Annotated in this window: 16 protein-coding genes, 2 tRNA genes and 4 pseudogenes; 20 read left to right on the top strand and 2 right to left on the bottom strand. The window is 42.1% G+C overall.

Annotation, left to right across the window (positions count from 1 at the left end):
- Positions 1 to 19: 19 nt before the first annotated feature.
- The 7 genes from NIES208_RS13700 to NIES208_RS13720 all read left to right on the top strand — a co-directional run bounded on the left by NIES208_RS13700 (position 20) and on the right by NIES208_RS13720 (position 4,397).
- A complete protein-coding gene (locus tag NIES208_RS13700; RefSeq protein ID WP_075893551.1) occupies positions 20 to 292 on the top strand; it encodes a BrnT family toxin in 273 nt (90 codons plus the stop codon).
- On the top strand, positions 282 to 506 hold the full coding sequence (brnA, locus tag NIES208_RS13705) for a type II toxin-antitoxin system BrnA family antitoxin (RefSeq protein WP_075893552.1): 225 nt from the start codon (positions 282 to 284) through the stop codon (positions 504 to 506). The genes NIES208_RS13700 and brnA overlap by 11 nt, the downstream gene beginning before the upstream one ends.
- A 147-nt stretch (positions 507 to 653) precedes the next feature.
- On the top strand, positions 654 to 1,271 hold the full coding sequence (locus tag NIES208_RS13710; protein ID WP_216349410.1) for a cation efflux transmembrane domain-containing protein: 618 nt from the start codon (positions 654 to 656) through the stop codon (positions 1,269 to 1,271).
- Positions 1,272 to 1,643: 372 nt separating this feature from the next.
- Positions 1,644 to 1,770: transfer RNA gene (locus NIES208_RS19050), tRNA-OTHER, on the top strand.
- Positions 1,771 to 1,861: 91 nt separating this feature from the next.
- Positions 1,862 to 1,979: transfer RNA gene (locus tag NIES208_RS19055), tRNA-OTHER, on the top strand.
- Between the two features lie 142 nt (positions 1,980 to 2,121).
- Positions 2,122 to 3,720 (top strand): TROVE domain-containing protein, encoded by a 1,599-nt coding sequence (locus NIES208_RS13715; RefSeq protein WP_075893553.1) that lies wholly within the window; start codon positions 2,122 to 2,124, stop codon positions 3,718 to 3,720.
- A 137-nt stretch (positions 3,721 to 3,857) separates the two neighbouring features.
- Positions 3,858 to 4,397 carry a hypothetical protein gene (locus NIES208_RS13720; RefSeq protein ID WP_084176640.1) on the top strand — a complete coding sequence of 180 codons (540 nt, stop codon included), beginning with the start codon at positions 3,858 to 3,860 and terminating at the stop codon, positions 4,395 to 4,397.
- 26 nt (positions 4,398 to 4,423) lie between these two features.
- Here the strand turns inward: NIES208_RS13720 and NIES208_RS13725 are convergent, their stop codons facing one another.
- Positions 4,424 to 5,062 carry a Uma2 family endonuclease gene (locus NIES208_RS13725; protein WP_075893554.1) on the bottom strand — a complete coding sequence of 213 codons (639 nt, stop codon included), beginning with the start codon at positions 5,060 to 5,062 and terminating at the stop codon, positions 4,424 to 4,426.
- Positions 5,063 to 5,261: 199 nt separating this feature from the next.
- Between NIES208_RS13725 and NIES208_RS19705 the strand changes: the two are divergent.
- From NIES208_RS19705 to NIES208_RS19405, 13 genes and pseudogenes are all read left to right on the top strand, one after another.
- A pseudogene (locus NIES208_RS19705) lies at positions 5,262 to 5,402 on the top strand (element excision factor XisH family protein); the annotation flags it as partial.
- 9 nt (positions 5,403 to 5,411) lie between these two features.
- Positions 5,412 to 5,534 carry a hypothetical protein gene (locus tag NIES208_RS19710; protein ID WP_282956471.1) on the top strand — a complete coding sequence of 41 codons (123 nt, stop codon included), beginning with the start codon at positions 5,412 to 5,414 and terminating at the stop codon, positions 5,532 to 5,534.
- A 102-nt stretch (positions 5,535 to 5,636) separates the two neighbouring features.
- A complete protein-coding gene (locus NIES208_RS13735; RefSeq protein WP_411974256.1) occupies positions 5,637 to 6,050 on the top strand; it encodes an element excision factor XisH family protein in 414 nt (137 codons plus the stop codon).
- Positions 6,038 to 6,373 (top strand): XisI protein, encoded by a 336-nt coding sequence (locus NIES208_RS13740; protein ID WP_075893556.1) that lies wholly within the window; start codon positions 6,038 to 6,040, stop codon positions 6,371 to 6,373. Before NIES208_RS13735 ends, NIES208_RS13740 begins: the two co-directional genes overlap by 13 nt.
- A gap of 55 nt (positions 6,374 to 6,428) precedes the next feature.
- A complete protein-coding gene (locus NIES208_RS13745; protein WP_075893557.1) occupies positions 6,429 to 6,653 on the top strand; it encodes a histidine kinase in 225 nt (74 codons plus the stop codon).
- Positions 6,650 to 7,057, top strand: coding sequence for a type II toxin-antitoxin system death-on-curing family toxin (locus tag NIES208_RS13750; RefSeq protein ID WP_075893558.1), 408 nt, complete (start codon positions 6,650 to 6,652; stop codon positions 7,055 to 7,057). Before NIES208_RS13745 ends, NIES208_RS13750 begins: the two co-directional genes overlap by 4 nt.
- Before the next feature lie 179 nt (positions 7,058 to 7,236).
- Positions 7,237 to 7,737, top strand: coding sequence for a YchJ family protein (locus tag NIES208_RS13755; RefSeq protein ID WP_075893559.1), 501 nt, complete (start codon positions 7,237 to 7,239; stop codon positions 7,735 to 7,737).
- Between the two features lie 154 nt (positions 7,738 to 7,891).
- A pseudogene (locus NIES208_RS18675) lies at positions 7,892 to 10,780 on the top strand (PAS domain S-box protein); the annotation flags it as partial.
- Positions 10,781 to 10,811: 31 nt separating this feature from the next.
- Positions 10,812 to 10,859 (top strand): annotated as a pseudogene (locus NIES208_RS19935) (hypothetical protein); the annotation flags it as partial.
- A gap of 81 nt (positions 10,860 to 10,940) precedes the next feature.
- Complete coding sequence (locus NIES208_RS18680; RefSeq protein ID WP_171971775.1) at positions 10,941 to 11,759, top strand: putative bifunctional diguanylate cyclase/phosphodiesterase; 819 nt, start codon at positions 10,941 to 10,943, stop codon at positions 11,757 to 11,759.
- A 148-nt stretch (positions 11,760 to 11,907) separates the two neighbouring features.
- Positions 11,908 to 12,456, top strand: a complete 549-nt coding sequence (locus NIES208_RS13770; protein WP_075893562.1) for a Uma2 family endonuclease — start codon at positions 11,908 to 11,910, stop codon at positions 12,454 to 12,456.
- Positions 12,457 to 12,546: 90 nt separating this feature from the next.
- Positions 12,547 to 12,756, top strand: a complete 210-nt coding sequence (locus tag NIES208_RS13775) for a hypothetical protein (protein WP_075893563.1) — start codon at positions 12,547 to 12,549, stop codon at positions 12,754 to 12,756.
- Positions 12,753 to 13,175, top strand: a pseudogene (locus NIES208_RS19405) (PIN domain-containing protein). The gene NIES208_RS13775 and the pseudogene NIES208_RS19405 overlap by 4 nt, the downstream one beginning before the upstream one ends.
- Positions 13,176 to 13,322: 147 nt before the next feature.
- Here NIES208_RS19405 and NIES208_RS13785 read toward each other — a convergent pair.
- Positions 13,323 to 13,607, bottom strand: coding sequence for a hypothetical protein (locus NIES208_RS13785; RefSeq protein WP_075893564.1), 285 nt, complete (start codon positions 13,605 to 13,607; stop codon positions 13,323 to 13,325).
- Positions 13,608 to 13,858 lie beyond the last annotated feature (251 nt).

Below are 13,858 nucleotides of genomic sequence, written 5' to 3' on the forward strand. Positions count from 1 at the left end.
GGTCATAAAGAAATCACGGATGCCTAACAATCAAAGTTTTGAGTTTGATGAAAACAAAAGCCAGACTAACAAACAAAAACACGGTCTAGATTTCATCGAAGCTCAAGTACTCTGGGATGATAATGAATTAATTCAAATTAGGGGGACAAGCGACAATGAACCGCGATTTTTGGTTATTGGCAAGATCAAAGATAAATATTGGACAGCCGTAATTACTTACCGATTAGATAATATTAGAATTATTTCTGTACGTCGTTCCCGCATTAATGAGATGAGATGGTATGAAAGCTGAAGAGTTTGATGCAAAATTTGAAGCTGGTGAGGATATGACGGAGTTTTTGGATTTCTCAACAGCTAGACGACCGAATAGAGAAAAGAAAAAAGTAGAATTGAATTTACCTGTTTGGATCATTCGAAAGTTAGAGAGTGAAGCGGAAAAAGAAGGGATTTCTATGCAAGTTTATTTAGAAAATTATTTAGCTCAACAGTTAATGACTATTGTATAAATTTGGGTCGGAAAGTTTTTGATAGGCGATCGCCCTTCTCACATCACCCTACCGAGCCTAACTTTTTCTTAACCATTACAAGAATTCTAGATAAGCGTAAATCCGTAAATGCTACTTTGTTGAGGGGTCAAAGAAAATCAGGAGATTGTGGTGTCAGACTGTGGTTGCGCAATAGAAGCGAGAAATGCAAAAGAACGTCAAACACTGCTGATTGTCCTTGGGATTAATGCCTTCATGTTTGTCTTCGAGCTGATACTCGGTCTCGTCGCCGAATCTACAGGTTTAATTGCCGATTCCTTAGACATGTTGGCTGACGCTTGCGTGTATTCCATCAGCCTCTACGCTATCGGCAGAAGCAATATTCTTAAACGCCGAGCAGCGAAATTTAGCGGTATTGTGCAGTCAGTCCTTGCCTTTTTTGTGATCTTTGAAGCGATTCGACGGTTTATCTTTGGTAGCGAACCTTTAAGCCTATGGATAATTGCCGTGGGTTGTCTGGCTCTCATTGCCAACTCTATTTGTCTCACCCTCATTTCTAAACACAAAAACGGCGAAGTGCATATGCGAGCATCGGCAATCTTTTCAGCGAATGATGTCATTGCCAATATCGGTGTAATTCTGTCGGGTGTTCTCGTGTTGCTATTGGACAGTCGCTACCCAGACTTGATCATTGGTCTAATTATTGCGGCGATCGTATTTCGCGGTGGTCTAAAAATTATTCAAGAAGCGCAAAAATCAAACTCTACATATAGCGAATCTAGCTAGATGAATCTATGGTTTCATTCGTTTTTGCTTGATGGATATTTACGGTTTCTATAGTGTAATTAGACTAAGTTCATAGACTAAGTTTAGTTTGTTTGATGGTAATCTCCCCCAAATCTCTACAAAGTTAGGGGGAGACCGCAACTCAAATCATTACCCTCATTTCAAATTGCTTATATAGAAAGAGTTTTCGGCGATCGCCCCACGATTGGAATAGGGGTAAATAGTGCCCGTAAATTAAAGACATCGAACGGGACGAGAATTGGAGGTTCGATTCCTCCTCTACTACACCCACAACAGATATCAGACATCAGATTTCAGATATCAAGTAACCAATTCCTGATACCTGATCACTGTTCACTGATACCTGTCCAAGAGCGGATAGTTTAATGGCAAAACACCAACACTTCCTTTGTTCACAACTTACCTGAAAAGGTCGAAGAATCTAAGGTTATCGCCTTCAACGCGGGAGATGGGGGTTCGAATCCCCTTCCGTTCACCAAATTCAGTTATCAGTTAACAGTTATCAGTTAACAGTTATCAGTTATCAGTTAACAGTCATCAAAATCCTACTGGTCACTAATACCTGATAAGGGCGGGTAGCTCAGTTGGTAGAGCAGTAATTACCTTTCCTTAATTTATTTACTCACCTGCAAAGGTCGAAGAATTAAGGGTTACCGGACGGGAGTTCAAGTCTCCCCCCGTCCACCAAATTTAGAGACATCAGACATCAGATTACAAATATCCAATCAGTTCACCTCTGATACCCGATACCTGTTCACTGATAACTGTTCACTGATAACTGTTCACTGATACCTGTTCACTGATTTATCCCGCAAGGGACGGAGTTGTTATGTCATATAAATTTTTCACTTCCCGCAAGCAAACCCCTCAGTCTCAGCCGATCGCCGGACGAAAAGCTGAAATGGTGAAAGGTCGTTCTGGTGGTTATCATTTTGACCCTGGTATGTGGACAATGTTAAAGCGTTGTTTGCTGATCGGTACTGCCCAAAGCACTTTCTATGCCGATAAGCACGAATTGACAGGCGAATTTACCCAAGTTGTAAATCAATGTGTGGCAGCAGATCCTGCTCGCGTTGCCAAGGAAATTGCCTATGCCAGTGATGGTCACGCGATCAATAACAGTGCACCTATCTACGCATTAACGCTCTTATCTATGGGTGATTCCCCTGATGCAAAGCGTGCTTTCATCGAGATTTTCCCTAAGGTAATTCGTACTGGTAGTCATTTTTATGAGTGGTTGAGTTACTCGAAGGCCTTGCGTGGTTTCGGTAAAGTGGTACGCGAATGCGGTACGGCTTGGTTGAGTAACACCAATGTGAAAGCCCTTGCGTATCAATTGCTGAAATACCAACAGCGTCATGGTTTCACGAATCGCGATGTGTTGCGTTTATTTCACGTGAAGCCTGCCACCGTCGAGCATCAAGCCCTCTATAACTGGGTGGTGAAAGGTTGGGATGTTTTGCCAAAAGAAGCTCCCGCAAAATCCCTAGAGCAAATCTGGTGGTATGAGTGGCTGAAGCGTAATCCTAGCCAAACCAAAGTGGCGATCGCCGCAGGTCGTTTAACCCATGAAATGGTTGCACCTATTGGTGAAATGGATGAAGGTGCATGGAAACTCTTGATGCAGGATATGCCGATTGGGGCGTTATTGCGTAACCTTGGTTCCCTGACTGAAATCGGTGTGCTGCGCGCTCACTACAACAAACAGTTGAAGTATGTGGCTTCTGTATTGAATGACAGAAATCGCCTCCGTAAGGGTCGCATCCATCCTATCGATGTGCTGAAGGCGTTAAAAACCTATCAATCTGGCGGTAAGTTGGGTCGCAGTAAGAAAACATGGAATGTCATTCCGCGCATTGTGGACATTCTTGAAAAAGCTCTTGAGATGTCCTTCGAGACAATTCCTGCTACAGGCAAAACCTTTTTACACGCGGTGGATGTATCTGGCTCTATGTCCTATTACAACGTGAGTTCAGTGAATTTGACCTGTGCTGAAATTGCGACAGTAATGGCATTGGTGAGCGCAAAAGCAGAAAAGAACTATGCGATTCGTGGTTTCTCTACTTCCTTCAAGGATTTAGGTATCATGGCTTCCGATAGCTTCCAATCTGCGATGGAGAAAACCACCAATCAAAATTTTGGTGGAACAGATGCCTCCTGTGCCTACAAGTGGGCGATTAAGCATAAATTTTGGGCAGATGTGATTTGCTTCTGGACGGACTGCGAATCTTGGGCGGGAACTCAGCCAAGCCAAGCTTTGGAGAAATATCGCCGCAAGGTAAACCCCGATGTGAAAGCGGTTTATGTGACGCTAGCTCCCTACAAATTAAGTTTGGTAGATCCCAAAGATCCTAATTCTTGGGATTTGGGTGGCTTCGATCCTTCCATGCCTCGCATCATTCAGGCGATCGCCAACGGTGATCTTTAAAACTCAACTTCAATGCAGATATCCTTCGGGGTATCTGCTTTTCTTTGGAGAAGCTAATCGGCGATCTCGACTCAATTTAGTTTTTTTGAACTACACTAGATGTGGTGTGATAATCAAATTTCCAACTCAGTTAAATAATGAATAGCAATACGGCAAAAGCTCTTTTTAGCAAAATTCCTGTGAGGTCTCTCTCTCCAGATGCTTATATTGATGCTTACATGATATCTAGCGGAGAGAAGCGAATTGGGATTGAAACTGTTGGTTTGATTTTAGACCAGTCAGAAGAGTTTTTCTTCGAGCAAAAAACGGCTCAAAAAATAGCCCATCTCAAAAAACAAAATAAATTTGATGGTCGCTTTATTTGGGTTCAAGTAGACGATGGCGAGAATATCCTCAGCATTGCCAAGACAATTAGCATTCGTGACTTTACAAAGCTAATTCTTTGTGAGGCTGTTGAGAATAAAAATGTAAAAGCTATTATGTTGCTTGGTGCTTTTGCTGAAACTGGTCTGGAAAAAGTCGTGAATGATGCTTTTGATGGTCACGATTTTAGCTACTTCAACAAAAAGGCAGGTCACTATCTTGGCTGGACTGCAGAAGAATGGAACGAATCAGTCAGATACAATCGTGAAGAGTTAAAAGCTTTATATCCTTGGGGAATGCCTGCCAATTTATAAACAGACTTTAGGAAAAAACTGAATACTTATTTCCGTAAAAAGTTACGTAAATTTTGTTCTGCTTGAATTTCATCTTGTTGAGCTTCAGCGAGAAAGTGATATAAATCTTCTTTTTGGATAGTGGGAAAAGTCGGGCTGATTTCACATTCTTGATATTTCTCTTCTACTAGCTGGTAAATACTTAAAATTTCTCCGTTGTAGCGCCAAAACTCAGGAACACCCATCGCTGCGTAGAGCTGATTCTTATCGATATCGGTATTAGTAATATCTACTTCAACAACTAAATCTGGTGGTGGATCTTTTTCAAAATCGACATTTCGCCCAGCAACTTTGGGTTGATTTTGAATGTAATATGCACAATCTGGTTCAGAGCCTTTTTGTAAATCTTCCCGATTCATAGTGGTTGAACCCATTGTTTTCATCTTCATACCCAGTTCAAAGACAAGAATGAGGATAAATCGTTCGATAAGGCGCAGGGCAAACTCGTGATCTTCTAAAGGCATTGTGATTTCTAAGTTTGTGCCATCGAAAGTAAGACGGGAATTGCGGCGTTGAGGTAAAGCATTAAAAATTTTGAGGTAATCAGCCCAGCTCAATCCGTTGAAGATAACGCGCTGTTCTCCAAGTGGTCGGTACGCTTTTGGTTTGACTGGACTTGCAACCATTACTTTTCACGCAAGGATAAAGGCTATCTCCATGATAACGATAGCTCGGCGATCGCCAACGGTGATCTCTAAAAACTCAACTTCAATGTAGATATCCTTCGGGGTATCTGTTTTTCTTGGAGTCTTATTTAAAATAGGAGAGTGTATCCTGCCAGATCATTCCTCAAAGCAATGGCAAAAGATTTAAGATTTATTCCATGACCTCGTAAAAAAAGCCTTAGAGAAAGATGGCTGGACAATTACTGATGATCCTCTTGCCGTGAAAGCTGGAGGGGTCGAGTTTTTTATCGACTTGGGGATTGAGAGATTGGTTGGTGCAGAACGAAATGGCGAGAGGATAGCGGTTTATGTGACGCTAGCTCCTTATCAATTAAGTTTGGTCGATCCTAAAGATCCTCATTCTTGGGATTTGGGTGGCTTCGATCCTTCCATGCCTAAAATCATTCAGGCGATCGCCAACGGTGACCTTTAAAAACAAAAACTAGACTTAATGCAGATATCTTTCGGGGTATCTGTTTTTTTCGATCTCCTTTAAAATGAGGGAGTAAATCTCGCCAACTCATCACACAAAATAATGGCAAAAGATTTATTTCATGATCTCGTTAAAAAAGCCCTAGAAAATGATGGCTGGACAATCACCGATGATCCTTTAATGGTTAAAGTTGGAGATACTCAGCTATATGTTGATTTAGGCTTAGAAAAATTAGTTTCAGCAGAACGTAATGGCGAAAAAATAGCAGTTGAAATTAAAAGCTTTCTAAATCCTTCTGCAATGGCTGATTTTCATTTAGCTCTAGGTCAATATGTCAATTATCGCTTCGCTCTTGAAAAATCAGAAGAAAACCGAAAACTATATCTTGCTGTTCCCGATATAGCCTATGAAAAGTTTTTCAAAAAAGAATTTATAAAAATGGTTATTGAGCAGCACAATCTAAACCTTATTGTTTACAGTACTGATGAGGAGGAAATTTTGAAATGGATAGGCTAGATTTATACCGTCAAATTATCAAAGATATTCTCACTGAGTACTCTCAATATAAGCCGTCCAATGGAGAGATTGAAGTCCAACTTTGGCTTGATGAAGAACGAGATCATTACCAGATTTTAGGAGTGGGCTGGGATGGCAAAAAACGGGTTTATGGTTGCTCCGTTCATTTCGATATTAAAGACGGTAAAATTTGGTTGCAAGAAAATAATACTGAAATAGATTTTGCACAAGAACTTGTGGATAAAGGTGTTCCAAAAGAAGATATTGTCATCGGTTTTCATACACCACTATTTCGGCAATATTCTGGATACGCTCTGTGTTGAGGAGAGGGGCGATCGCCCTGAGTGACATTAAAAATATTCCATAGCAAAGACTCTTATGACTACAACCCTTTCAATTCCTGATGAATTAGCAGAAAAAGCAAACGTTTTAGCCAAAACTCTAGGAGTATCTTTGGATGAACTCTCTGTGATGGCACTAGAGGCATTACTGAAAAAATATGAACGCTCTTCTGATGCTGATTTAGATTTTGAGCAAAAAATGGCGATCGCCCAACGCGGTATCCGCAAGTATCAAGAGGCATTAATCGAGTTGGCGAAATGAAGGAACCCGTTTGGCTCAATGCCGCAGATATTTATGGCATTCACAAAGAGATTATTTCTGTTTCCGGTGGAAAATCAGGCATTCTCGATGTTGGCTTGATTGCTTCGAGTTTAAATAAAGCAAAAAATGTTTTTTACTACTCAGATGATTCAGATATTTTTGAGCTAGCTGCGGTTTATGGCTATGGCTTCGTGAAAAATCACTGTTTCATAGAAGGAAATATACAAGTTGGCCTCATCGCTGTGTACACATTTCTAGTGATCAATGGCTATGAATTAAATGCAATTAATGATGATGTTATAAAAGTTTTTTCTGAACTTGCTGCTAGTCAAGACTCCCAAACAACAGAGATTGAAAAACTATCACAATGGTTAAAGAGCAATACTCAATCCACTCAAATTTAGGAAGTAGGCGATCGCCTTTCTACTCTTTGAAAATGTTATGGGGATTTTTGTTGGGGAAGTTGTTTATGTAAATATTTCAATTCCTTCTAAAAAAATTGGGTTAATTAGTTTTTAGAGGCGATCGCCTCTCTGATTACGTTTCGTCCTAAAATACTCACAATCAAATCGAGAATTGTGGCGTGCTGATTTCCGGAAATTTACCTTTATCTAAGCCCTGCCCCTGCGGTAGCGGAGATCTATTAAGTCAATGTTGTGGCGTTTATCTCCAAGGACAATTGGCCGCCCCCACGGCTGAAAAATTAATGCGATCACGGTACACAGCCTATTGCCTTAAAAATATCGATTATCTTTTTAACACCGAGCATCCAAACCGCCGCGAACCCAATAGCCGAAAATTAATTACCGCGACAGCCAATAATGTCAAATGGATAGGGTTGACTGTTGTTAGTACAGCAGCAGGACAAGCAAAAAATGACACCGGAGTAGTTGAATTTGTTGCCGTTTATCAAGAAGGTCATCAGGTTGCCCAACTCCATGAGCGATCGCAATTCATTAAAGAAAACGGCAAATGGTTTTACACTGAAGGCGAAATGTTATCGCCGATTCAACCGAAAAAGAACGAACCCTGCTGGTGTCATAGTGGCAAAAAGTTTAAGCAATGCCATGGCAAAAAACGTTAGAGATATGGCGTAGGCGATCGCCCCATTAGAGAGGAAAAATATCCCTAAAGCTAACAATTAATCCGGTATTTACGAGAATCGGCGGTCACTTTACCTATCATTCTCCGCAATAATAGTGTTAAACAGGTCAAATTGACGGAGTTTCCTAACGAGCATGAGAAACTTGGAGCCTAGAGTAAATCAACTCAAGATTCAAAACGAGCTCCTTGCTCAAATTGCCAAGGGAGAACCCTTAGCGGATATCCTAAAAAAATTAGTTAACGCCATCGAAGCCACCCTCGATCAAACCATCTGCTCCGTCGTCCTACTACAACAGCCCAGCAATAAGCTCCGCCACAGTTCAGCGCCTCACCTACCAGAAGCTTACAAAGACTACTACAAAACAATTGATCACGACCCCCTCCAAGACAATGCATCTCCTTGCACCAGAGCAATTTTAAGGTGCAAACGGGTCATTCTCCCGGATATTGCGGCTTCTTCCCTCACTTCAGACTATAAAAATATCGCCACGGGCAATGGCCTATATGCTTGTTGGTCAATGCCAATCTTAGGTAGTCATAATCATGTTTTAGGGGCTTTCGCTCTCTACTACAAAACACGGCGATCGCCCCAAGACCATGAAATAGAAATCGTCACTCAACTCACTAACCTTGCCGTCATTGCCATCGAGCGCCACCACCTAGAAGAGCAACAGCGCCAGAGAGAAGCACAATTTTTAAAAATACAACAGGTCGCCCATATCGGTAACTGGAATTTCGATGTACCGACTCAAACTGTTACCTGGTCACCGGAAATGTTCCGTATATACGGCTTAACCGGGCAAACCACTGCGCCGTCCTATGCAGAATTTCTCCAAATGCTCCCAGAGGAAACCAGCCAAAATCTACAACAGTTTGTCAGCCGCGCCTTAACCACAGGGGAACCTTACACGATTGAATACAGTTTTGTGCGACCCGATGGCAGCATCAGTCACCATGAATGTCGGGGGGAAGTTGAGTACAACCATCAAGGTCAAGTCCAGCGTTTAATCGGCACCGCCCTAGACATTACAGAGCGACGCAACTCTGAGCTGGCGCTACAAAATTTGGTCGCGGGTACGGCCATGACTGGCCAAGATTTTTTTTCGGCATTAGTACAAAACATTGCTGAGGCTTTAGGTGTTGCCCATGCCATTGTCACGGAAAAAGTTGGCGATACGCTCACAACCTTGGCATTTTGGGCAGATGGTCAGTTAATGCCCACCTATAAATATGCCCTCGCCCATACGCCCTGTGAGCATGTTTTTCGACAGCGAGAATTTTTTTGTAATCAGAATGTCCAGCAGTATTTTCCCCTTGATGGGGATTTAGTCAAACTTGAGGCAGAAAGTTATCTCGGTATTGCTTTGGTGAATAGGCAGGATCAAGAAATTGGTCATCTTTATATTCTCCATAAACAGACGATCGCCAATCCAGGCTGGGCGAAACAAGTACTACAAGTTTTTGCCGCCCGCGCCGCCACAGAGTTAGAGCGACAACAGGCCGAAAGTACCATCAAACAACAGTTAGCAGCCATGGAAGCAGCCGTTGATGGGATCAGTCTTTTAAGGGATGGCATTTATGTCTATGCCAATCAAGCTCATCTTTCTTTATTTGGCTATGACAACGCCGACGAGTTAATGGGTCAATCTTGGCGGGATCTCCATTCCCCAGCAGAAGTAGAGCGCATGGAAACAGAGGTATTACCACACTTGGCACGGGAACAGGCTTGGCAAGGGGAGGCGATCGCCACCCGCAAAGACGGTTCAACCTTTACAGGCGAAATTTCTTGGACAATGACAGACGAAGGCTTACAGATCCAAGTTTATCGAGATGTGAGTGAGCGCAAACAAGCCGAAAATGCCCTACAAAACCTGATCCGTGGGACTGCCGCCAGCACTGGAGAAGACTTTTTCCCCGCCTTGACCCGCCACATTGCGACGGCTCTCGATGTCTCCTATGCCATTGTTTCTGAGTACACAGACGAAAAACTAAAAACCTTAGCATTTTGGGCGAATGGCGAATTACAACCGAATCTTATCTACAATCCAGTACACACCCCTTGCGAACTGACCTTACAGCGCGGGCAATTCTACTGTGAACATTCCGTTCAACAACGCTTTCCGAAAGATCACGATTTGGTCGCCATGGGAGCCGATAGCTATTTAGGCATTGCCCTAAAAGACTCCAATGGTGAGTCAATCGGAGATCTCTGTATTTTGCATCAGGATAAAATTCTAGCGCCCCACCGAGCAGAGCAAATTTTGCAGGTCTTTGCCGCCCGTGCCTCAGTGGAAGTCGAACGTCTACGAGCCAATGCCGCAAACAAAAGACAACTCGAAGCTATCGAAGCAGCGATTGATGGCATTAGTATTCTCCAGAATGGTCAATATCTCTACGTCAATCAAGCTTACCTAGAGTTATTTGGCTATGCCGACGCAGCAGAACTAATTGGTAAAAGTTGGCGCTCCCTCTACTCTACGGAGGAAATGGCCCGGCTTGAAACACAGGTCATACCGATGCTCCAAAAGAAACGAGCGTGGCAAGGGGAGGCGATCGCCACCCGCAAAGACGGTTCAACCTTTGCCCAGGGACTATCTCTCACCCTCACTGACGATAATTTATTAATTTCAGTGTGCCGCGACATCAGCGAACTAAAACAAGCCCAAGCCTTAATTACCCACAATGCCCTCCATGATCCCCTCACCAAATTACCCAACCGCACGCTGCTATTAGAACGATTAGCCTTAGCCATTCAGCGCGCCCAACGCCTTAACAAATACAACTATGCTGTACTTTTCCTCGATCTAGACCGCTTTAAAGTCATCAATGACAGCTTAGGTCATACAGTCGGGGATCAACTCTTGGTGGCGATCGCCAAAAAATTAAAGACCCACCTCCGCAAAACAGACCTCGTTGCCCGTTTAGGCGGCGACGAATTCCTCATCCTATTAGAAGATTTTCACCATATCGACGATGTTATCCATATTGTCGAGCGCATGTTAGCAGATTGTCAGACACCCTTAACCATTAACGAACATAAAATTTTTTACAGGCATGAGTATCGGCATCGCCCTAGGCAACCAAGACTACAAACAAGCCGGCGAACTCATTCGAGATGCAGATATTGCCATGTATCGAGCCAAAAGCCAAGCCAACAATTCCTACAAATTTTTCGATACCGAAATGCACGCCCAGGCACTCAGACGCTTAACCATAGAAGCAGATTTGCGCCAAGCCATTAACCAACAAGAATTCATGGTTTATTACCAACCGATTATGGATATGTCCCGCAATCAACTTGTCGGATTTGAAGCCCTAGTCCGTTGGCACCATCCCCATCGAGGGTTAATTTCGCCCCAAGAATTTATCCCGATCGCCGAAGAAATTGGCTTTATTGTCGACCTTGACCGCTGGGTTTTAGAACAAGCATGTCAGCAAATTAAATATTGGCGACAAACCTTTCCTTGTGCCGCCGCCCTCAAAGTCGGTGTCAATTTATCAGCCCAGGATTTACGAACAACAACCTTACTTCAAGATGTAGATAATATCTTACAAAAAACAAAACTACCCGGTTGTGCCCTTACGTTAGAAATTACAGAAAGTATGTTGGTGACAGATATTGACCAAACCATTCATTTACTCACTCAACTGGCCGCAAGGGACATTCAAATTAGCATCGACGACTTTGGCACAGGCTACTCATCTTTAAATTATCTCCATCGTTTCCCGGTAAATAATCTCAAAATCGATCAATCTTTTGTGAGTCAAATGCAATCGGAAAATCGGAACTACAGAGTAGTTGAAACAATTATTACTCTTAGTAATCAACTGGGATTAACCACCGTTGCAGAAGGAATTGAGACAGAAGATCAACTAGCATATTTACAACAATTAGGCTGCCAACTCGGACAAGGTTATCTATTTTCTAGACCTTTACCCGCCAAAGATATTGAAGCTCTATTTTTTCAGACTAGTACTTTTACCGACTGTCAAGCTTCCTAAAATCAAACTTTTAAAGCAGCAATGAAAAATGTTTGCGATGAATACTGACTTGCAGCAGTCAAACTGAATCATTCACAGGAAATAGAAAAAGGCGATCGCCCTCCACTGGCTAGTTATAATCAAAGCAACCACAGAGACGATATGTTCTATGACTCTGGCAACCTACAAATGGACAATAGCCAACTACCATCAAGCGATTGATGCGGGGTTATTCACAGATGAATCGGTTGAACTGTTACGGGGAAATTTAGTTGTTATGGCACCGGAGCGAGAACTCCATGCTTATTACACTCGCAGTATTGGCCACTATTTACAAAGTTTGTTGGGCGATCGCGCTTTAGTGAGTGAAGCTCATCCGGTTACATTGCCGAATAACTCTGAGCCAGAACCAGACATTGCAGTAGTTCAACCTTTAGGACGAGAATATTTAGAGCACCATCCCTATCCAGAAAATATTTTTTGGTTAATTGAATGTTCCCAGACAACGCTTACAAAAGACTTAACCGAAAAGAAAGACATCTATGCAGAAGCTGGCATTCAAGAATATTGGGTCATTAATTTACAAAATCACCAATTAATTGTTTTCAAAGACTTACAAAATGGCATTTACAAAATAGAAAAATCTTTTGTAGAAGGCACAATTTCTCCAATTGCTTTTCCTAATATTCAAGTATCAGTACATCAGTTGCTCAATTAGAGGCGATCGCCCCACTCTTTCCATGAGATTAACGAGCTCTCATAACTGATCCAATGAATTACCATGAGTATAGTATTTCCTTGAACTGCAATGACCCTAAAAGAGCGATTAATTCAAGAAATTGAGCAAGCTTCGGAGGAATCTTTGGAGCAATTTTTTCAATTGTGGCAACAAAACCAAAAAGCTCAAAGTTCGTTATCTACATTCTTCCAAACTTCACCTTTGGCGGTATATTGTGCTGAACAGGAGCTAGATATTAGTCGGGATAAATCTGGTTACGGCGATCGTTTCGAGCTATGAGCTATCTCCTTGATACTTGTATCATTTCTGAACTTATATCCAAACAGCCGAATCAAGGCGTTGTGACTTGGATTGATACTCAGCTAGAGTCAGAACTGTATTTGAGTGTTATAACCTTTGGTGAAATTACGAAGGGTATCCATAAATTACCACCGTCTGCTCGCCGCGATGACCTTACAATCTGGTTAAATTAGTCTTTACCCCAACGTTTTGCCAATAGGATTTTAGAGATTGACCGTTTAACCATGTTGTATTGGGGAGAACTCATTGCCAAATTAGAAAAAGAAGGGCGGAGGCTACCTGTGATAGATTCGCTAATTGCAGCGGTTTGTCTTCAACATTCTTTAACCCTTGTCACCCGTAATGAAAAGGATTTTCTCGGTACTGCTGTCTCGATTTTAAATCCTTGGACATTGTAGATTTACCAGATCGCCGCCCATTCTCTCCATGAGATCTACAAGCTCCGTAGAATGTGTTAGCGAAGCGTAACGCATTGATAGCCCATAACATAAAAAAGGCGCGTTACATTTCATTAACGCACCCTACAAAATCTCGACTTATAAAGTTTAAGTTTTTTCGATCAAATACTGGGCTTTTGCTCGTATCCATGGTTCTGTTTTCTTGCTTTCTATAATTATTTTTAAAGCATCCATAGCAAAATTCTTGTCAATGATTTGGCGAGCCCTAGAAACTCTAGTTCTTGATCCATTTTCTGTATATCCTTCAATTTTCATCAAGGCTTCTACCAAATCTTGGTTACTTTTTGAAAGATCACTGAATGCTTCAAAATATTTGACAAAGCATCCCATCCCCATTGACTGAATGCTTTTAGTTAGTTGGTCATCATTCATCAGATTAGTCTCATTTATTTGTCAACATCAATGGCGATTATCGCAGAAGAAATCTGTGTGAAATTCTTTATGTACTCTTAACGTGAGTTTTGCTTAAGCATGCTCGGAAGTACGACGCGGTGAATGGGAGAGCGAGAGATCGGGAGATGTTTCTATGCAAACAATCCTCGCTTTCAAAAAATGCAAATTTTCGTTGCTTCCCCGTGTCTCTCCCTCTCCATGTCTCCTTTTCTGTAAAGAATTTTGGCTAC

Origin of the sequence: [Limnothrix rosea] IAM M-220 (assembly GCF_001904615.1) — a bacterium.
Taxonomy (GTDB): domain Bacteria; phylum Cyanobacteriota; class Cyanobacteriia; order Cyanobacteriales; family MRBY01; genus MRBY01.

Coding starts and splice junctions, on each gene's coding strand:
- NIES208_RS13700 (WP_075893551.1), top strand. CDS start 20: ATGCCTAACAATCAAAGTTTTGAGTTTGATGAAAACAAAAGCCAGACT.
- NIES208_RS13770 (WP_075893562.1), top strand. CDS start 11,908: ATGACTCTGGCAACCTACAAATGGACAATAGCCAACTACCATCAAGCG.
- brnA (WP_075893552.1), top strand. CDS start 282: ATGAAAGCTGAAGAGTTTGATGCAAAATTTGAAGCTGGTGAGGATATG.
- NIES208_RS18680 (WP_171971775.1), top strand. CDS start 10,941: ATGCACGCCCAGGCACTCAGACGCTTAACCATAGAAGCAGATTTGCGC.
- NIES208_RS13745 (WP_075893557.1), top strand. CDS start 6,429: ATGACTACAACCCTTTCAATTCCTGATGAATTAGCAGAAAAAGCAAAC.
- NIES208_RS13715 (WP_075893553.1), top strand. CDS start 2,122: ATGTCATATAAATTTTTCACTTCCCGCAAGCAAACCCCTCAGTCTCAG.
- NIES208_RS13735 (WP_411974256.1), top strand. CDS start 5,637: ATGGCAAAAGATTTATTTCATGATCTCGTTAAAAAAGCCCTAGAAAAT.
- NIES208_RS13785 (WP_075893564.1), bottom strand. CDS start 13,607: ATGAATGATGACCAACTAACTAAAAGCATTCAGTCAATGGGGATGGGA.
- NIES208_RS13775 (WP_075893563.1), top strand. CDS start 12,547: ATGACCCTAAAAGAGCGATTAATTCAAGAAATTGAGCAAGCTTCGGAG.
- NIES208_RS13750 (WP_075893558.1), top strand. CDS start 6,650: ATGAAGGAACCCGTTTGGCTCAATGCCGCAGATATTTATGGCATTCAC.
- NIES208_RS13720 (WP_084176640.1), top strand. CDS start 3,858: ATGAATAGCAATACGGCAAAAGCTCTTTTTAGCAAAATTCCTGTGAGG.
- NIES208_RS13740 (WP_075893556.1), top strand. CDS start 6,038: ATGGATAGGCTAGATTTATACCGTCAAATTATCAAAGATATTCTCACT.
- NIES208_RS13725 (WP_075893554.1), bottom strand. CDS start 5,062: ATGGTTGCAAGTCCAGTCAAACCAAAAGCGTACCGACCACTTGGAGAA.